13 protein-coding genes are annotated in these 19142 nt (G+C 72.3%); 10 read left to right on the forward strand and 3 right to left on the reverse strand.

The annotated features are described in order from the left end of the window. Positions 1–27: 27 nt before the first annotated feature. The 3 genes from AC0B9F_RS30010 (at position 28) to AC0B9F_RS30020 (ending at position 3871) form a co-directional block, all read left to right on the forward strand. Entirely contained in the window at positions 28–213 is a 186-nt protein-coding gene (locus tag AC0B9F_RS30010) for a hypothetical protein (RefSeq protein ID WP_472007832.1), read from the forward strand. Positions 214–605: 392 nt separating this feature from the next. Further along, positions 606–3647: a helix-turn-helix transcriptional regulator gene (locus AC0B9F_RS30015; protein ID WP_472008114.1), complete on the forward strand. Its 3042-nt coding sequence runs from the start codon at positions 606–608 to the stop codon at positions 3645–3647. A 35-nt stretch (positions 3648–3682) separates the two neighbouring features. Next, positions 3683–3871 carry a DUF6191 domain-containing protein gene (locus AC0B9F_RS30020; RefSeq protein WP_472007834.1) on the forward strand — a complete coding sequence of 63 codons (189 nt, stop codon included), beginning with the start codon at positions 3683–3685 and terminating at the stop codon, positions 3869–3871. 6 nt (positions 3872–3877) lie between these two features. On the opposite strand, the gene AC0B9F_RS30025 is transcribed toward AC0B9F_RS30020, so the two are convergent. Together AC0B9F_RS30025 and AC0B9F_RS30030 are read right to left on the reverse strand one after the other, a co-directional pair. After that, positions 3878–5023, reverse strand: a complete 1146-nt coding sequence (locus tag AC0B9F_RS30025; RefSeq protein WP_472007835.1) for a PQQ-dependent sugar dehydrogenase — start codon at positions 5021–5023, stop codon at positions 3878–3880. Between the two features lie 483 nt (positions 5024–5506). Beyond that, positions 5507–6517: an aldo/keto reductase gene (locus tag AC0B9F_RS30030; protein WP_472008116.1), complete on the reverse strand. Its 1011-nt coding sequence runs from the start codon at positions 6515–6517 to the stop codon at positions 5507–5509. Between the two features lie 75 nt (positions 6518–6592). Here AC0B9F_RS30030 and AC0B9F_RS30035 point away from each other — a divergent pair, with 75 nt between their 5' ends. From AC0B9F_RS30035 to serA, 6 genes are all read left to right on the forward strand, one after another. Continuing rightward, positions 6593–7558, forward strand: coding sequence for a 2-hydroxyacid dehydrogenase (locus tag AC0B9F_RS30035; RefSeq protein WP_472007837.1), 966 nt, complete (start codon positions 6593–6595; stop codon positions 7556–7558). Between the two features lie 556 nt (positions 7559–8114). Next, positions 8115–11243, forward strand: coding sequence for a putative bifunctional diguanylate cyclase/phosphodiesterase (locus AC0B9F_RS30040; protein WP_472007838.1), 3129 nt, complete (start codon positions 8115–8117; stop codon positions 11241–11243). A 213-nt stretch (positions 11244–11456) separates the two neighbouring features. After that, positions 11457–13313 carry an acetolactate synthase large subunit gene (locus tag AC0B9F_RS30045; RefSeq protein WP_472007840.1) on the forward strand — a complete coding sequence of 619 codons (1857 nt, stop codon included), beginning with the start codon at positions 11457–11459 and terminating at the stop codon, positions 13311–13313. Positions 13314–13334: 21 nt separating this feature from the next. After that, the gene (gene ilvN, locus AC0B9F_RS30050; RefSeq protein ID WP_472007841.1) at positions 13335–13859 is read left to right on the forward strand and encodes an acetolactate synthase small subunit; all 525 of its coding nucleotides are present in this window, start codon (positions 13335–13337) and stop codon (positions 13857–13859) included. 118 nt (positions 13860–13977) lie between these two features. After that, entirely contained in the window at positions 13978–14976 is a 999-nt protein-coding gene (gene ilvC / locus AC0B9F_RS30055; protein WP_472007843.1) for a ketol-acid reductoisomerase, read from the forward strand. A 261-nt stretch (positions 14977–15237) separates the two neighbouring features. Further along, on the forward strand, positions 15238–16827 hold the full coding sequence (gene serA, locus AC0B9F_RS30060) for a phosphoglycerate dehydrogenase (RefSeq protein WP_472007845.1): 1590 nt from the start codon (positions 15238–15240) through the stop codon (positions 16825–16827). Between the two features lie 64 nt (positions 16828–16891). Here the strand turns inward: serA and AC0B9F_RS30065 are convergent, their stop codons facing one another. Next, the gene (locus AC0B9F_RS30065) at positions 16892–18454 is read right to left on the reverse strand and encodes an MFS transporter (RefSeq protein ID WP_472007847.1); all 1563 of its coding nucleotides are present in this window, start codon (positions 18452–18454) and stop codon (positions 16892–16894) included. Positions 18455–18549: 95 nt separating this feature from the next. On the opposite strand from AC0B9F_RS30065, the gene AC0B9F_RS30070 reads away from it, so the two are divergent. Then, a complete protein-coding gene (locus AC0B9F_RS30070) occupies positions 18550–19134 on the forward strand; it encodes a TetR/AcrR family transcriptional regulator (protein WP_472007849.1) in 585 nt (194 codons plus the stop codon). The last annotated feature ends 8 nt before the right edge of the window (positions 19135–19142 follow it).

The following is a 19142-nucleotide window of genomic DNA, read 5'->3' on the forward strand; positions in this document are numbered from 1 at the left end:
TCGACTCTCATCCCGCAGGGGGACCCCATGTACGAGTACGACGTCCAGCAGGCCCGATCCGCCGAGCTGATCCGCCGGGCCGACCAGGAGCGCCTGGCCCTCGAGGCCGTCCGCGCCCGCCGCGCCGCCCTCCGCGAAGCCGCCGCACACACCACGGAGGCCGAGGGGCATACCGGCCGCCCGCGCCGCCGCTGGTCCACCCGGGCCGCGTGAGCGGTACGACGCCGGGTGCGGGGAGCGGCCGTACGGGGGTCGGCCGCCCGCACCCGGCGACGTCCACGCCGGCACACCCACCCGGTACCACCGACACCGGCCTCCCGACGAGGCCGGTGTCCGGCGTTTCGGAGGCGATGGTGTCCGGGATGGCGGCGGCGCCGGAGGTCCGGGCGCCCGGGTCGGTACCGGCCCCGGCCGATCGCCCCGGCGGAGGGGACGTGTCCGGATCGGTCCCGGTGACCGCGCCCGTCGCACTTCCCCGGCCGCCCGACAAGGACACCGCGGGAGCCTCCGCCCGTGCGGGCGTCGGCCTGATGACCAGCGTCGAGGGTCCGGCGCCCGCTCTGCCCCCGGCGAAAACCGGTGCCCGGTTGTCAGAGGCCCGTGCGATGCTCTCCGGCGTGGAGACCAGGTCCGTCAGTCCCGTGTTCGTCGGCCGCGCCGACGAGTTGGAGACATTGCACAACGCGCTCGCCCGCGCCGCCACGGGCGAGCCGCAGGCGTTGCTCATCGCGGGGGAGGCCGGCGTCGGCAAGACGCGGCTGGTGGAGGAGTTCGCCACCGCCGCCGGCCGGGAGGGCGCCGTCGTCGCGCTCGGCGGCTGCGTCGAGATCGGCGCCGACGGCCTGCCGTTCGCCCCGTTCTCCGCCGCCCTGCGCGCCCTGCGCCGCGAACTGCCCGCCGACGTCGCCGCCGCGGCCGCCGGTCAGGAGGACGAACTGGCCCGGCTGCTGCCCGAGTTGGGCGAGACCGGGACCGGCCGGCATGACGAGGAGGGCATGGCCCGCCTCTTCGAACTCACCGCCCGCCTGCTCCAGCAGATCGCCGCCGAGCGGACCGTCGTCGTCGCCCTGGAGGACCTGCACTGGGCCGACGCCTCCACCCGTCACCTCCTCGCCTACCTGCTGCGCACCCTGCGCTCCGGCCGCCTCGTCGTCCTCGCCACCTACCGCTCCGACGACATCCACCGCCGCCACCCCCTGCGCCCCCTCCTCGCCGAACTCGACCGGCTGCGCACCGTCCGCCGCCTCGACATCGCCCGCTTCACGCGTGAGGAGGTCTGCCGTCAGGTCGCCGGCATCATCGCAGGCGAACCCGACCCCGACCAGGTCGACGACATCTTCGAACGCTCCGACGGCAACGCCTTCTTCGTCGAGGAACTCGCCGTCGCCGCCCACGCGGGCTGCTGCACCGGCCTCACGGACACCCTGCGCGACCTGCTCCTCGTCCGCGTCGAGGCGCTGTCCGAGAGCGCCCAGCGGGTCGTCCGGGTCGTCGCCGAGGGCGGCTCCACCGTCGAGTACCGGCTGATCGCCGCCGTCGCGTCCCTCGCCGAGGACGACCTCATCGAAGCCCTGCGCGCCGCCGTCAACGCCAGCATCCTCAGCCCCACCCCGGCCGGCGACGGCTACCGCTTCCGCCACTCCCTGGTCCGCGAAGCCGTCAGCGACGACCTGCTCCCCGGCGAGCGCTCCCGCCTCAACCGCCGTTACGCCGAGGCCCTGGAGAGCGACCCCGCCCTCGTCCCCGCCGACCAGAGCTCCATGCGCCTGGCCAGCTACTGGTACCACGCGCACGATCCCGCCAAGGCCCTGCCCGCCGTCCTGGACGCCTCGGTCACCGCCCGCCGCCGCCACGCCTACAGCGAGCAACTCGGCCTGCTGGAACGGGCGATGGAGCTGTGGGACGCCGTACCGGAGGACGTACGGGCGCGCCTGCGGCCGCACGACCACGCGGACGCCTATCCGGCGTGCGGCTGCGATCCCGCCTCCACCCCCCTGCGCTACCTCGACCTGATGGCCGAGGCGGCCGTCGCCGGCCGGCTGGCGATGGAGCGGGAACGCGCCCTGAAGATCACCAAGCGGGCGCTGCGCCTGCTGGAGGCCGACCCGGACCCGCTGCGCGCCGCCTGGTTCTGGCGCGAGCGGTCCCGTCTGGTGCAGGCCCTCGCCCGCGGGGACGGCTGGGCCGAACTCGCCACCGCCCAGGAGCTGGTGCGCGGACTGCCGCCGTCCACCGTGCACGCCGAGGTGCTCGCCGCCGTCGCCGGCTGGTCGATGCTGCACCAGCCCGGGGCCGAGGCGCTCGCCGCCGCGCAGAGCGCGGTGGAGTACGCCCGCATGGTCGGCTCCCGCGCCACCGAACTGAACGCCCGGCTGACGCTCGGCGGGCTCACTGTGGACTCCGGCGCCGTCGAGGAGGGCCTCGCCGACATGCGCCAGGTCCTGGACCAGGCGATCGAGGACGGCGTGCCCACCGTGGCGGGCCGCGCCTACGTCAACCTGCCCTCCGAGCTCGAATCGGTGGGACGTTCCCGGGAAGCCGCCGCGCTGCTGCGCGAAGGCACCGCCTACGCCCGGAAGTTCGGGCTGCTCGACTTCGAATCCTGGGCGTGGGGCAACCTCTCCGACTCGCTGTACTCGCTGGGCGAGTGGGACGGCGCCGCCCAGGCCGCGGAGAACGCCCTGCGCCGCGGACAGAGCGCCAAGCCGCAGGCCACGGGCGCGCTGTGCCTGGCCCACCTCGCGCTCGCCCGCGGTGAGGTGGCCGAAGCCGAACGGCAGCTCAACGCCTCCCGCAGCCACCTCGGCTCCCACGACCCGATGCCCCAGCAGTGGCTGCCCCTGGCCCGGATCGCCGTCGGCGTCGCCGCCGCCCAGGGCCGCCTCCAGGGCGCCCGCGCGGAACTCGAGGGCGCCCTGGACGCCGGGACACCGCTCGGCACCCAGCGCTACGCCTGGCCCCTGCTGCTGGCGGCGGCCACCGCCGAGGCGGACGCGCGCACCCTGCCCGCGGCCGCGCAGGACCGCGAGCGGACCCTCGACCGCATCCGCCAGGCCGCCAGAAAACTCACGACGGCCGCCCCGATCTGGCACGCCCACGAGCAGTGGGTCCGCGCCGAACTGCTGCGCGCCGAGGGCCGCGCCACCCCCGGCACCTGGACCCCGGTCGTCGCCGCCTTCGAGGCCCTGGAACGCCCCTACGACCTCGCCCGCGTCCGGCACCGCCTCGCCGAGGCCCTCGTCACCGCCGGCGGCGACGACGAGCGCGCCCGGGCCACCGAACTGCTCCGCCTGTCCCACGCCGTCGCCGACCACCTGGGCGCCCGCCCGCTGGCCGACTCCACCGCCGAGCTGGCCCGCCGCGCCCGGCTGCCCCTGACCGGCCCCGCGCAGCCGGACCGGGCCTGTGACGACCCGGCCGAAGCCCTCGGCCTCACCAGCCGCGAACGGGACGTGCTGCGCCTGGTCTCGGCCGGCCGCACCAACCGCCAGATAGCCGAGGAGCTGTTCATCTCCCCGAAGACCGCCAGCGTCCACGTGTCCAACATCCTGGCCAAGCTGGGCGTCTCCGGCCGCGGAGAGGCGGCGGCCGTCGCGCACCGGCTGGGCCTGTACGCCGAGGCCCTCCCTGTCCGGGCCGCGCGCTGAGACGTAGGGTGGAGGCAACCGGCAGGGGAGGGGCGATGTTCAACGTCTTCGAGGAACTGTTCTCGCCCGGCCGCAAGCACACCCGTGACGAGCAGAACCGGCTGGAGCTGACCCGGGAGGACGTCGGCGACGGCGACCCCGGGCGCGGCCCGATAGACCTGGCGTCCGGCAAGGTGGTCGTACGGCCACCGAGCCCGGAAGAGGACGAGGACGCCCCGCGCTGAGCGCCCTCAGCCGACCCGCAGCTCCAGGATCCGGTCGTCGCCGCTCTTCGGCTGACCGCGTCCGTCGGTGTTGCTGGTGGTGACCCACAGCCTGTCCCCACCGGCCGCGACCACCGTGCGCAGCCGCCCGTACTCACCTCGCAGGAAGTCCTGCGGCGCCGCGGACGCCTGTGTGCCCTTGAGGGGAATCCGCCACAGCCGCTGCCCCTTGAGCGCGGCCATCCACACACAGCCGTCGGCGTAGGCGATGCCGCTGGGCGAGGCGTCGTCCGTGTGCCACTGAGCGATCGGGTTCACATACGCGCTGTCACCGGACCGCCCCTCCACATCCGGCCACCCGTAGTTGCCCCCCGGCTTGATCGCGTTGAGCTCGTCCCAGGTGTCCTGCCCGAACTCCGAGGCGAACAGTCGCTGCTTGCCGTCCCAGGCGAGCCCCTGCACATTGCGGTGCCCGTAGGAGTACACGGGGGAGTCGGGGAACGGGTTACCCGGCGCGGGCTCCCCCTCCGGCGTGATCCGCAGAATCTTCCCGCCCAACGACTTCCGGTCCTGCGCGAGACCCCGTTCCCCGCTCTCGCCCGTCCCGGCGTACAGCATCCGATCCGGCCCGAAGGCGATCCGGCCGCCGTTGTGGATCACCCCCTTGGGAATGCCCTTGAACACGGTGTCGGGGGCACCGAGCTGCTCCTTCGCGGGCTTCCTCGCGTCGTAGATCATGCGGGCGATGCGGTTGTCCGAGGCGGAGGTGAAGTAGGCGTAGATCATGTGGTCCGCGGCATAGTCCGGGGACAGCGCGATGCCCAGCAGCCCGCCCTCGCCGTCCGCGGCGACCCCGGACACCTCACCCAGCTCGGTCTTCTTCCCGGTCTTCTCGTCGACCCGGGTGATCGTGCCCTTGTCCCGCGAGGCCACCAGCAGACCACCGTCCGGCAGCGCAACAAGCCCCCACGGCGTGTCCAGCCCGGTGGCGACGGTACGCACGACCGTGACGGTGCCCTTCGCGGGCGCGGCGGACTCCCCGGACGCGGTCGGCGCCGCCACCGCGCGACTCGGCGAGGCGGCCGTCTCCGGCGACGTCCCGCCGGCGGAACAACCGGCGGCCCCCACGATCACGACGGTGGCCGCCAGAGCCGCCCCAACTCGCCCCTGCACGCTGCACTCCCTTCCCCGCCCCCTGCTTCATACGCCGCCCACACCCCCAAGGTTCCCGCTCCGACAAACCCGACGCACGCATGGCGGCCCGCAGTCGCCGACGGCGGGAAGGGGCCGGGGTGGGGGGTGTCCGCCCGCAGCGTCCGGCACCGACCAACAGCGAGCGCGTCGGAAACGGCCGGCCGGACCGAGGACGGACACCCCCCACCCCGGCCCCGACTCAGAAACCGGCCGCAGGCGCGACAGCAACCGCCCACCGGACAGCAACGGGCCGCCGCAGGCATCAAAGGGGCGCGGGGAACGGCGCGACCAGCCACAACGCACCCGCAGACGACCACGCACCCAGCGCCGCAGGCACAACGCACCCGCAGGCGACAACGCACCCGCACCCGACACACGACCCAGCGCCGCAGGCACCCGCACCCGCACCCGACACACGACCCAGCGCCGCAGGCACCCGCACCCGCCCCCCGCAAAAGCACCTCAGTCCCAAGACCCCCGAGCCGCAGGCAACGCCCCCAACTCCGCCAGATCCGCCCCCGTCAGAGACACCCCCACCGCCCCCGCGTTCTCCGAAACCCACCGCTCCCGCTTGGCCCCCGGCACCGCCACGACATGCCGACCCTGCGCCAGCACCCACGCCAGCGCCACCTGCGCCGGTGTCACAGACTCCCCGTGCCGCCGCGCAACCCTCCGGAGCCCCGCCACGATCGGCTGGTTCGCCGCCATCATCTCCGCCGTGAACCGCGGATGCCGCGCCCGCATGTCGTCGGGCTCGAACCCCTCACCCGGCGTCAACGTGCCGGTCAGGAACCCGTTCCCCAACGGCATCGCCGCGAGGAAACCCACCCCCCGCGCCTCGCACCACGGCAACAGCGCCCGCACGGCCTCCGGCGACCACACGGACAACTCCGCCTCCACCGCGCTCACCGGAAACACCTGCTGCACCCGCTGCAACTGCCGCAACGTCCCGTCGTACAGCCCGCGCCGGTCACCGCCCCGCCGCCCCCCGCGCCCACGCACCCCCACCGCGCACAGCCCCAGCGCCCGCACCTTCCCGGCCTGCACCAGCTCCGCCATCGCGCCCCACGTCTCCTCGACGGGCACCTCGGGGTCGGCACGGTGAAGCTGGTAGAGATCGATCACGTCGGTCTGCAACCGCCGCAGCGACGCGTCGCACGCCCGCTTCACATACCCCGGACGCCCGTTGGCCACGACGTGCTGATCACCCACCAGCAGCCCGACCTTGGTCGACACGAACGCGTCCGCCCGCCGCTCCTTCAGCACCCGCCCCAGCAGCAGCTCGTTCGTGAACGGCCCGTACATGTCCGCGGTGTCCAGCAGCGACGAACCCAGATCGAGCGCCCGGTGAACCGCCCTGACCGACTCCTCGCCCCGCTGCCGCGACCGGCTGTACCCCCAGCTCATCGGCATGCACCCGAGTCCGACGGCCCCAACAGAGAGTGCCGCCGCGCCGATCGTCCTGCGCTCCACCTGCTCGTGACCCTCCCTCTCCAGGCGTCCCAACCTAACCTCTGCGCCTGCGGACACCTGACATAGCCTCCACCCATGACTGCTGACGTGACCGCCGACGTGTGGCTGCCCCTCCCGCCCGACGAGATCGAGGGTCTCCCCGAGGGCCCGGCCTACCGTTTCTGGAACGGCGAGCCGGAGTTCCCCGCCGACCCGGCCGACTGCGCCTTCTACGTCGTGCCGTACATGAAGCCGAGCGGTGTGGGCGTGCGCCCGCTGCCCGAGATGCGGGGTGTCCAGGTCGTCCAGACCCTGTCCGCCGGCATCGACCACGTCCAGCCCGGCCTGCACCACCTCCGCCCCGGCGTCCGCCTGTGCAACGCCCGCGGTGTGCACGAGGCGAGCACGGCCGAACTGACCCTGACCCTCATCCTGTCCTCCCTGCGCGGCATCCCCGACTTCGTGCGGGCGCAGGAACGGGGCGAGTGGCTGGGCGGCTTCCGTCCCGCCCTCGCCGACAAGACCGTCCTCATCGTCGGCTACGGCTCGATCGGCGCCGCCATCGAGGACCGGCTCGCGCCGTTCGAGCTCGCGCGGGTCGTGCGCGTCGCACGCTCCGCGCGCACCACGGAGCGCGGCCCCGTGCACCCGCTCACCGAACTGCCCGCGCTGCTGCCCGAGGCGGACGTCGTCGTGTTGTCCACTCCGCTCACCGACGCCACCCGGCACCTGGCCGACGGCGAGTTCCTGGCCCGGATGAAGGACGGCGCCCTGCTCGTCAACATCGCCCGCGGCCCCGTCGTCGACACCAAGGCGCTGCTCGCCGAACTGGAGAGCGGCCGCATCACCGCCGCCCTGGACGTCACCGACCCCGAGCCGCTGCCGCGCGACCACCCGCTGTGGCGTGCCCCCGGCGTCCTCATCTCGCCGCACGTCGGAGGCCCCACGTCCGCCTTCCTGCCGCGTGCCAAGCGGCTCCTCGTCGACCAGTTGACCCGCTTCGTGAACCGTGAGCCGCTGCGCAACGTGATCCTCACGACGGGGGAGGACGGCGGCGCGTAACCCGGTCCCGCGGACCACACGAGCCCCACCGGACGCCGTTCGGGCACCCTCCGCAGTCCCCCGAACGCGGCCCGTGCCCGCGTTCCCGCTGGTCGTCACGGAGCGTAGAGGAACTATGTCCCTGAGTGACGAGACTGGTGTATCGTCCCGACAGGGGCTGCGCCGCGCGCCGTTCGGCGCCGGGGACGGACATCTCAGAGTTGTGAGGGGGGCGACGGGCGATGCACGGCCTTTGGACCGACGACCCGACGCTGTCGGACCGCCGACAGCGACCCTGGCGCACGGCGGCACGCACAGCGAGCCACCACGCCGACCACAGCACGCACAAGAGCCGAACCGGCCACATGGGCCACAACGGCCAGCATCACAACGGCCAGCATCACAACGGTCAGTACCACGGCGGCCATCCGCCCCACGGCGGTGGCAGGCGCGGCCACCGCGGTCACGCCACCCAGCACCCCCCTCACTCCCGCAGGACCGGCGCGCGCAGGAGGAACGCCCACCCACCGCACCGGGACCCCCGGGAGCCGGGGACCGCGCGGACCGGGAGGCCCCGGTGAGCTCGCCCCCGCCCTCCGTGACCACCCTGGACGGCGCCCTGCGCACGCCGCCTCCCGCACCCGCGCCGCTGCCGCGCCGGCCGGCCGGTGACGGCGCCCGCAACCTCGTCCACCAGCTGCTGCTGGCCCTCGTCTGCGGTGCCTACGCCGTCGGCTCCTCGTTCGACTGGGGATCGCGGGAACTCGCCCTGATCATGGGCGACTTCGGACTGGCGGTCGCCGCCGCCGCGGCCTCGGTGTCCTGCTTCTTCTACGGGCGCGCCCGCCGGGTCCGCTTCCGGCCCGCCTGGATGCTGTTCGCCTTCTCCTCGGCGATGGCGGCCCTCGGCAACGGCGTATGGGGCTGGTACGAGGTCGTACTCGACCAGCCCGTGCCCAGCCCCTCCATCGCCGACCTGTTCTTCCTGTGCTTCGCGCCGCCCGCCATCGTCGGCCTGCTGGTGCTGGCCAAGCGGCCGGTGTCGAAGGCCGGCTGGGTGTGCCTGGCGCTGGACGCCTGGCTGATCGCCGGCTCGCTGCTCACCCTGGCCTGGAGCCTCGCGCTCGCCCAGGCGGCGAAGTTCGACGGCCCCAGCGTCGCCCACGCCGCGCTGTCGCTGGCGTATCCGCTGCTGGACATCGCGCTGGTCAGCATGGTGCTCGTGCTGCACTTCCGGCGCTCCGCGGTGAACCGCACGGCCGTCAACACGGCGATCGGCGCACTCGCCCTCACCGTGATGTGCGACGCGCTGTTCACCTCGCCGCTGCTGCACAACAACTACCGCTCGGGTCAACTGCTCGACGCGGGCTGGTTCGCCGGCTCGCTGCTGCTGGCCTACGCCCCCTGGGCCGCGCCCCGGCACAGGCGCGTGGCCGCCGCCCGCGGGCACACCCGCGTCGTCCACGAACACCTGCCCGGCGGCCCGCGCGGCGAGCAGCAGCTCGGCGGCCCGCGCGGGGAGCAGCACTCCGGCGACCCGCGCGCCGACCAGCACCTCGGCGGCCCGCGCGGCGGGCACCACCCGGCACCGGATGCCGCGGCGCCCGCGACGAGGGCGCCCGCTCCCGTGGCCACGCCGCCCGCGCAGGGCCCGCCCCCGGCCGGCGACCACGGCCGGTACCCGGCCACCCGGCCCATCACCGGCTCCCTCGCCGCCCTCACGCCGTACCTCGCCGCCGCGGTCTGCACGCTGGGGATCCTCTACAACGTCCTCAACGGCCACAGCGTCTCGCGCGTGGTGCTGCTGACCGGCGGCACGGTCGTGCTCGCGCTCGTGGTCCGCCAGGGCATCATGCTGCTGGACAACATCACCCTCACCCAGGAACTGGCGCAGAAGGAGAACCACTTCCGCTCCCTGGTGCAGGGCTCCAGCGACGTCATCATGATCGCCGCGCCCAGCGGCATCCTCCGGTACGTCTCCCCGGCCGCCGCCGGCGTCTACGGGCGCCCCGCCGAGGAGCTGGTGGGCACGGAACTGGCCAGCCTGATCCATCCCGAGGATCTCGGGTGCGTGGTGCACGAGGTGCGCCGTTTCCTCGCCGCGAACCCGCAGGACGAACCCACCACCCGCATCGAGTGCCGCTTCCGCTCCGGCGACGGCGGCTGGCTCAACGTCGAGTCGACCGTCAACCGCCACCAGGGCGGCCTGATCTTCAACAGCCGGGACGTGACCGAGCGGGTGCGGCTGCAGGCGCAGCTCCAGCACAACGCCGAGCACGACCCGCTCACCGACCTGCCCAACCGCGCGCTGTTCACCCGGCGCGTGCAGCAGGCGCTGTCCGGCCGCCGGGCCAGCGACCGCGGGCTCGCGCTGCGCAACACCGCGGTGCTCTTCATCGACCTCGACGGCTTCAAGGCCGTCAACGACACCATCGGCCACCAGGCCGGCGACGAACTGCTCGTGCAGGCCGCCCGGAGACTGCAGGACGCGGTCCGTCAGGGGGACACCGCGTCCCGGCTCGGCGGCGACGAGTTCGCGGCCCTGATCGCCGGCGACAACTCTCGCGACCGTACGGCCCGCGAACGGCACATCCTGGAGCTCGCCGACCGCCTCAGGGTGACGCTCTCGCAGCCGTACGAGATCGGCGGCAACGAGGTCCGGGTCGCCGCCTCCATCGGTGTCGCCTTCGCCGAACCGGGCCTCGGCGCCGGTGAGCTGCTGCGCAACGCCGACCTCGCGATGTACCGCGCCAAGGCGGGCGGCAAGGGCCGGGTCGAGCTGTACCGGCCGCAGATGCAGCAGGACGTCGTACGCAAGGCGGAGCTGGCCGGCCGGCTCAGAGCCGCACTGCACGACGGCGAGTTCTGTCTGCTGCACCAGCCGGTGGTGCGGCTGGAGGACGGCCGGATCACGGCGGTGTCCGCGCAGGCGCGCTGGCGGTCCTCGCAGGGCGTGCTGTTCACGCCCGCCGAGTTCCTGCGGGTCGCGGAGGACAGCGACAAGACGGCCGAACTGGGCCGCTGGATGCTCCAGGAGGCCGTCGAGCAGGCCGCCGAGCGCACCGGCGCCGACCGCGCCGTTCCGGTGGCCGTGCGGGTCTCGGCGCGGCGGTTGCTGGACCGGTCGATGCCGCTCGGCTCGATCGAGGCCCTGCTGACCCGGCACGGGCTGCCCTCCGGGGCCCTGGTGATCGAACTGGCCGACCTGGACCCGCGGGTGCCGCTGGAGGAGCTGGAGCGGCGTCTGGCGGCCCTGAAGCGGCTCGGTGTACGGATCGCCCTGGACGGCTTCGGCAGCGGCTACGCGGCCGTCACGGCGCTGCGGCGGCTGCCGGTCGACGTGCTGAAGCTGGATCGCGGCCTGGTGGAGGGGATCGTGGAGTCCGCCCGGCTGCACAAGATCACCGGCGGGCTGCTGCGGATCGCCGGCGACCTCGGGCTGCAGTCCGTCGCCGAGGGCGTGGACCTGCCCGAGCAGGTGGTCGCCCTGCGCGCGATGGGCTGCACCCACGGACAGGGCATGGCCTTCGCCGGGCCGCTGGACGAGTACCGGCTGCGCAGAGCGCTCGCTTCCGGCCGCTGCCCGGTGCCGCACGGCCCGGCCGAACCGGCGTTCGCGGGCGGTTTCCGCTCAGGTGTTCCGGCCGTTCTGGGAGGCGGGACGGCCTTGCGCTCACATAATGAGACTCCCGTCCCACCCACTTGACACCGAGTGCGTGCCGGGGGGAGGGTCAGTGCCATGCGCACCCGAATTCTCGTACTTGGACAGCGCGTCGGCTGACGCTGAGCCCCGATCGCTCAGCGACCCCCACCCGGCGCGCTCCCCTCGCTTGCCTTACGGCACGAGGGGTTTTTTGTTGCACAGACAGCAAGCGTACTTCGCCCAAACTTCGCAAAAACCCTCAGCATCGAGAAGAGAATGCCGATGACCGAGCAGGCCACCGGGGCCCATCATCCGCAGCCGCGGCCCCGTTCCGGAGGACAGCACGCCCCCGTCGAGCACGTCACGGGCGCGCAGTCCCTCATCCGCTCCCTCGAGGAGGTCGGCGCGGACACGGTATTCGGCATTCCGGGCGGCGCGATCCTTCCCGCCTACGACCCGCTGATGGACTCGACCCGGGTGCGCCACGTCCTGGTCCGCCACGAGCAGGGCGCCGGTCACGCCGCCACCGGCTACGCCCAGGCCACCGGCAAGGTCGGCGTCTGCATGGCCACCTCGGGCCCCGGCGCCACCAACCTGGTCACCCCGATCGCCGACGCGCACATGGACTCCGTGCCGATGGTCGCGATCACCGGCCAGGTCGCGTCCAGCTCGATCGGCACGGACGCCTTCCAGGAGGCGGACATCGTCGGCATCACCATGCCGATCACCAAGCACAACTTCCTCGTCACCAAGGCCGAGGACATCCCGCGGGTCATCGCGCAGGCGTTCCACATCGCCTCCACCGGCCGCCCGGGCCCGGTCCTGGTCGACATCGCCAAGGACGCCCTCCAGGCGAAGACCACCTTCACCTGGCCGCCCGTCATGGACCTGCCCGGCTACCGCCCGGTGACCAAGCCGCACGCCAAGCAGATCCGCGAGGCCGCGAAGCTGATCACCGCCGCGAAGCGTCCCGTCCTCTACGTCGGCGGCGGCGTGCTCAAGGCCCAGGCCACCGCCGAGCTGAAGGTCCTCGCCGAACTGACCGGAGCGCCCGTCACCACCACCCTGATGGCGCTCGGCGCGTTCCCCGACAGCCACCCGCTGCACGTGGGAATGCCGGGCATGCACGGTGCGGTCACCGCCGTCACCGCGCTGCAGAAGGCCGACCTGATCGTCGCCCTCGGCGCCCGCTTCGACGACCGTGTCACCGGCAAGCTGGACAGCTTCGCGCCGTACGCGAAGATCGTCCACGCCGACATCGACCCGGCCGAGATCGGCAAGAACCGCGCCGCGGACGTGCCGATCGTCGGGGACGCCCGCGAGGTCATCGCCGACCTGATCCAGGCCGTGCAGAAGGAGCACAGCGAGGGCAACCAGGGCGACTACACCGCCTGGTGGAAGGACCTCAGCCGCTGGCGCGACACCTACCCGCTCGGCTACGACCAGCCCGAGGACGGCTCGCTGTCCCCGCAGCAGGTCATCGAGCGCATCGGGCAGCTCGCCCCGGAGGGCACGATCTTCGCCGCGGGCGTCGGCCAGCACCAGATGTGGGCCGCGCACTTCGTCCAGTACGAGAAGCCGGCGACCTGGCTGAACTCCGGCGGCGCCGGGACCATGGGCTACGCCGTCCCGGCCGCCATGGGCGCCAAGGCCGGTGCGCCCGACCAGACGGTGTGGGCGATCGACGGCGACGGCTGCTTCCAGATGACCAATCAGGAGCTGACCACCTGCGCCCTGAACGGCATCCCGATCAAGGTCGCCATCATCAACAACGGCGCCCTCGGCATGGTCCGCCAGTGGCAGACGCTGTTCTACAACCAGCGCTACTCCAACACCGTCCTGCACTCCGGCCCGGAGCACGACGGCAAGGCGCCCGCCCAGGGCACCCGCGTCCCCGACTTCGTCAAGCTGTCGGAGGCCATGGGCTGCCACGCGATCCGCTGCGAGGACCCCGCCGATCTCGACAAGGTCATCGAGGAGGCGAACTCCATCAACGACCGCCCGGTCGTCATCGACTTCATCGTCCACCAGGACGCCATGGTCTGGCCGATGGTCGCCGCCGGCACCTCCAACGACGAGATCTTGGCCGCCCGGGACGTCCGCCCCGACTTCGGCGACAACGAAGACGACTGACGGCAAGGAAGAGCAGAAACCATGTCCAAGCACACGCTCTCCGTCCTGGTGGAGAACACGCCGGGCATCCTCGCCCGGATCGCCGCCCTGTTCTCCCGGCGCGGCTTCAACATCGACTCGCTCGCGGTCGGTGTCACCGAGCACCCCGACATCTCCCGCATCACCATCGTGGTCGGCGTCGAGGATCTGCCGCTGGAGCAGGTGACCAAGCAGCTCAACAAGCTGGTCAACGTGCTCAAGATCGTCGAGCTGGAGCCGGCGCACGCCGTGCAGCGCGAACTCGTCCTGGTGAAGGTGCGCGCCGACAACGAGACGCGCTCCCAGATCGTCGAGATCGTCCAGCTCTTCCGCGCCAAGACGGTCGACGTCTCCCCGGACGCCGTCACGATCGAGGCGACCGGCTCGAACGACAAGCTGTCCGCGATGCTGAAGATGCTCGAGCCGTACGGCATCAAGGAACTCGTGCAGTCCGGCACGATCGCCATCGGCCGCGGCGCACGTTCGATCACGGACCGGTCGCTGCGCGCCCTGGACCGGTCTGCGTAACGACGCGTTCGGGCGGCCGGGTGACACCGGCCGCCCGGATACCGAGACCCCGGAACTTCCCCTCCCCCCGCCGTCATACGGTGGGACGCAACACCTGTACACAAGGAGAGAACCCAAAGTGGCCGAGCTGTTCTACGACGCCGACGCCGACCTGTCCATCATCCAGGGCCGCAAGGTCGCGGTCATCGGTTACGGCAGCCAGGGCCACGCCCACGCGCTGTCGCTGCGTGACTCGGGTGTCGACGTGCGTGTCGGTCTGCACGAGGGCTCCAAGTCCAAGGCCAAGGCCGAGGAGCAGGGCCTGCGCGTGGTGACTCCGGCCGAGGCCGCCGCCGAGGCCGACGTCATCATGATCCTGATCCCGGACCCGATCCAGGCCCAGGTCTACGAGGAGTCCATCGCCCCGAACCTGGCGGACGGCAACGCGCTGTTCTTCGCCCACGGCTTCAACATCCGCTTCGGCTTCATCAAGCCCCCGGCCGGCGTGGACGTCGCCCTGGTCGCCCCGAAGGGCCCGGGCCACCTGGTCCGCCGTCAGTACGAGGAGGGCCGCGGCGTCCCCGCGATCGCCGCCGTCGAGCAGGACGCCACCGGCAACGCCTTCGCGCTGGCCCTGTCGTACGCGAAGGCCATCGGCGGCACCCGCGCCGGCGTCATCAAGACGACCTTCACCGAGGAGACCGAGACCGACCTGTTCGGCGAGCAGGCCGTGCTGTGCGGCGGCGCCTCCGCCCTGGTCAAGGCCGGCTTCGAGACCCTGGTCGAGGCGGGCTACCAGCCGGAGATCGCCTACTTCGAGTGCCTGCACGAGCTGAAGCTGATCGTGGACCTCATGTACGAGGGCGGCCTGGAGAAGATGCGCTGGTCCGTCTCCGAGACCGCCGAGTGGGGCGACTACGTCACCGGCCCGCGCATCATCACCGACGCCACCAAGGCCGAGATGAAGCAGGTCCTCGCCGAGATCCAGGACGGCACCTTCGCCCGGACCTGGATGGACGAGTACCACGGCGGTCTGAAGAAGTACAACGAGTACAAGCAGCAGGACGCCGAGCACCTGCTGGAGACCACCGGCAAGCAGCTCCGCAAGCTGATGAGCTGGGTGAACGAGGAGGCGTAAGCCTCACGCCGAGGGGCCGGAGCGAGACCGTTCCGGCCCCTTCGGCGAACCTCGGGTAACGTCGGTAGTGCGGCGTTGTCCACCCCGTCCAGCCACGGACGGGTGATCCTTCCGCGGAGGCGCAATACGGCCCCCGCCACGCCACTAGACTGCTGAACAACACGCGTCAGGCCCACAGCGTCGTGCGTCTTCCGCGGTAGCCCCCCTCCACCGCCTGCGGCCGTCGGGACGGCCGTCCGCATCGCACATGTGAGGACTCACGTGAGCTCGAAACCTGTCGTACTCATCGCTGAAGAGCTGTCGCCCGCCACCGTGGACGCCCTCGGCCCCGACTTCGAGATCCGGCACTGCAACGGCGCTGACCGCGCCGAACTGCTGCCGGCCATCGCCGACGTGGACGCGATCCTGATCCGCTCGGCCACCAAGGTCGACGCCGAGGCCATCGCGGCCGCGCGCAAGCTCAAGGTCGTCGCCCGCGCCGGCGTCGGCCTGGACAACGTCGACGTCTCCGCCGCCACCAAGGCCGGCGTGATGGTCGTCAACGCCCCCACCTCCAACATCGTGACCGCCGCCGAGCTGGCCTGCGGTCTGATCGTCGCCACCGCCCGCCACATTCCGCAGGCCAACGCCGCACTGAAGAACGGCGAGTGGAAGCGCAGCAAGTACACGGGCGTGGAGCTGGCCGAGAAGACCCTCGGCGTCGTCGGCCTCGGCCGCATCGGCGCGCTTGTCGCCCAGCGCATGTCCGGCTTCGGCATGAAGGTCGTCGCCTACGACCCGTATGTGCAGCCGGCCCGCGCCGCGCAGATGGGCGTGAAGGTCCTCTCCCTGGACGAGCTGCTCGAGGTCTCCGACTTCATCACCGTCCACCTGCCCAAGACCCCCGAGACGCTGGGTCTGATCGGCGACGAGGCCCTGCGCAAGGTCAAGCCGAGCGTGCGGATCATCAACGCCGCGCGCGGTGGCATCGTCGACGAGCAGGCCCTGTACTCCGCCCTCAAGGAGGGCCGGGTCGCCGGCGCCGGCCTCGACGTGTACGCCAAGGAGCCCTGCACGGACTCCCCGCTGTTCGAGTTCGACCAGGTCGTGTGCACCCCGCACCTCGGCGCGTCGACCGACGAGGCCCAGGAGAAGGCGGGCATCGCGGTCGCCAAGTCGGTGCGCCTCGCGCTCGCCGGTGAGCTGGTCCCGGACGCGGTGAACGTCCAGGGCGGTGTCATCGCCGAGGACGTCAAGCCCGGACTGCCGCTCGCCGAGCGCCTCGGCCGCATCTTCACCGCGCTCGCGGGCGAGGTCGCGGTCCGCCTCGACGTCGAGGTGTACGGCGAGATCACCCAGCACGACGTGAAGGTGCTGGAGCTGTCCGCCCTCAAGGGCGTCTTCGAGGACGTCGTCGACGAGACGGTCTCCTACGTCAACGCCCCGCTGTTCGCGCAGGAGCGCGGCGTCGAGGTCCGCCTGACCACCAGCTCGGAGTCGGCCGACCACCGCAACGTCGTCACCGTGCGCGGCACGCTCGGCACCGGCGAGGAGGTGTCGGTCTCCGGCACGCTGGCCGGCCCCAAGCACGTCCAGAAGATCGTCGCGGTCGGCGACTACGACGTGGACCTGGCGCTCGCCGAGCACATGGCCGTGCTGAAGTACGAGGACCGTCCCGGTGTCGTCGGCACCGTCGGCCGCATCCTCGGCGAGGCCGGCATCAACATCGCCGGCATGCAGGTCGCCCGCGCGGCGGCCGGCGGCGAGGCGCTCGCCGTCCTGACCGTGGACGACACCGTGCCGGCGGGTGTGCTGGCCGAGCTCGCCGCGGAGATCGGCGCCACGTCGGCCCGTTCGGTGAACCTGGTCTGATCCACTGCCACAACGCCGGGTGGGGCCGAGGAGAACCTCGGCCCCACCCGGCGTTCGCGCGTGTTCAGGCAGCGATGGCCGCGGTGTCTGCGGTGTCTGCGGTGTCTGTGGTGTCGGTCTCTGCCTGCTCCCGCACCCGTACGCCCCGCAGCGTCACGGCCGCCGCAACGGCCGCCCCCGCCAGCAGGACCGCACCCGCGATCGCCGCGCCCTGCATCCCGCTGGTGAACGCCTCCCGGGCCACCGCCGCCAGTCCCGGCACCTTCCCGGCCACCGTGAGCGCGCCGCCCAGGGTCTCGCGGGCCGCGTCCGGGGCCGAGGCCGGGATGTCGTGGCGGTAGACCGCCGTCCCGATGGAGCCGAGCACCGCCATCCCCAGCGCGCCGCCGAACTCGGTGCCCGTCTCCAGCAGGGAGGAGGCGGAGCCGGCCCGCTCCACCGGCGCCGTACCCATCGCGAGGTCGGTCATCTGGGAGATCACCATGACGATGCCGGAGGCCAGCACCCCGCACGCGGCCAGGACCAGCCACATCGAGTCGGTGCCGGCGAGGGCCAGCATCCCGTACCCGGCGGCGGCGACGAGGAAGCCCGCCGTGACGACGTAGGCCCGCTGAACGCCCCGCTGCACCAGGGCCGCGGCCAGGGGCGCCGCCATGCCGATCGGCACCGACGGCAGCAGCGCCCACAGGGCCGCCTCCATCGCGCTCTTGCCGAGCACCGACTGCAGGTACTGCGTGGTGAAGAAGGCCGAGCCCATCATCCCGAAGGACGACACCAGGTTGAGGACGACCGCCGGCGCGAACCCCCGTCCGCGGAACAGTGCCGGCGGGATCATCGGCGAGGCCGCCGTGCGCTGACGCTGCACGAAGAGGACCGCGAAGAGCAGACCGACGGTGACGGAGACGACGTACTCGACGTGCCAGCCCTCGGACGGGATCTCCTTGAGGCCGTAGATCACGGGCAGCACCGCGGCCATGGACAGCGGCACGCTCACCCAGTCGAAACGGCCGGGCTCGGGATTCCTCGACTCGGGCAGCAGGACGGGGCCGAGGACCAGCAGCAGCGCCATCGCGGGCAGGTTGACCAGGAACACCGAGCCCCACCAGAAGTACTGGACGAGGACGCCGCTGAGTACTGAGCCCAGCGCGATGCCGCCGGTCATCACACCGGACCACATCCCGATCGCCTTCGCGCGCTGCGCGGGGTCGGTGAACATCGTGCGGACGATCGCCATGGTGGACGGCATCAGGGTGGCCCCGCCCACGCCGAGGACCGCGCGGGCCGCGATCAGGGTCCCGGCGCTGTCGGCGTACGCGGCGACCAGTGAGGCGGCGCCGAACGCGGCCGCGCCGACCAGCAGCAGCCGGCGGCGGCCGATGCGGTCGCCCAGCGAGCCCATCGTCATCAGCAGGCCGGCCAGCACGAACGCGTAGATGTCGAAGATCCACAGCTGCTGCGTGCCGCTCGGCTGAAGGTCGGCGCTGATCGCGGGGATCGCGAAGTACAGCACCGAGACGTCCATCGAGACCAGCAGCAGCGGAAGCATCAGCACACCGAGCGCGGTCCATTCACGGCGTCCGGCCCGGGCGGCCGGGGGCGGGGTGGTGCTCGTCGGGTTCGTCGTCATGCCCATGAATGTACGGCTGTATTAAACGGTTGTCTAGAACGCTTGTATAATTCATCTGTATGGGACGGCTGTATGAATCCGGGTAGGGTGAGCACATGGGACACCGTGAGGACCTGCTCGAGGGCGCCAAGCGCTGCCTGCTGCAGAAGGGCTTCCTGCGCACCACCGCGCGCGACATCGTCAAGGAGTCGGGGACCAACCTCGCCTCGATCGGATACCACTACGGCTCGAAGGACGCCCTGCTCGTGCAGGCGTACGTCGAGCTGATCGAGAGCGTGGGGGAGAGCTGGGACCCCGATCTGGGCGGCGCGGTGACACAGCCGCCGCGCTCACTGGAGCGCTTCCAGGAGGTCTGGGCGACCATCATCCGCGCGGTGCCCGAGTCGCGCGCGGTCTGGCTGCTGAGCTTCGAGCTGATCCTCCAGGGCGACCGGCTCCCGGAGGTCCGCAAGCTCTTGGCCGAGGCGCAGGAGGAGGGCCGCGCGGGCATCGTCCCGCTGTTCAACGGCGTCTGTGAGAGCGAACTGGACAAGGAGACCATCGACACAGAGGGCCGCTTCTACCAGACGCTGCTCAACGGCCTGATGGTCCAGTGGCTCTTCGACCCGGCCTCCGCAACCACCGCCGACCAGCTGACCGAGGGCCTGCGCCGGGTCCTCGAAGGCGCCACGCGGAACTGACACGACCA

The organism is Streptomyces sp. NPDC097129 (assembly GCF_055668065.1).

Excerpts from the sequence above, each read along its gene's own strand:
- AC0B9F_RS30070 (WP_472007849.1), top strand. The coding sequence starts at position 18,550 with ATGGGACACCGTGAGGACCTGCTCGAGGGCGCCAAGCGCTGCCTGCTG.
- AC0B9F_RS30045 (WP_472007840.1), top strand. The coding sequence starts at position 11,457 with ATGCCGATGACCGAGCAGGCCACCGGGGCCCATCATCCGCAGCCGCGG.
- AC0B9F_RS30065 (WP_472007847.1), bottom strand. The coding sequence starts at position 18,454 with ATGACGACGAACCCGACGAGCACCACCCCGCCCCCGGCCGCCCGGGCC.
- ilvN (WP_472007841.1), top strand. The coding sequence starts at position 13,335 with ATGTCCAAGCACACGCTCTCCGTCCTGGTGGAGAACACGCCGGGCATC.
- AC0B9F_RS30035 (WP_472007837.1), top strand. The coding sequence starts at position 6,593 with ATGACTGCTGACGTGACCGCCGACGTGTGGCTGCCCCTCCCGCCCGAC.
- AC0B9F_RS30015 (WP_472008114.1), top strand. The coding sequence starts at position 606 with ATGCTCTCCGGCGTGGAGACCAGGTCCGTCAGTCCCGTGTTCGTCGGC.
- AC0B9F_RS30020 (WP_472007834.1), top strand. The coding sequence starts at position 3,683 with ATGTTCAACGTCTTCGAGGAACTGTTCTCGCCCGGCCGCAAGCACACC.
- AC0B9F_RS30010 (WP_472007832.1), top strand. The coding sequence starts at position 28 with ATGTACGAGTACGACGTCCAGCAGGCCCGATCCGCCGAGCTGATCCGC.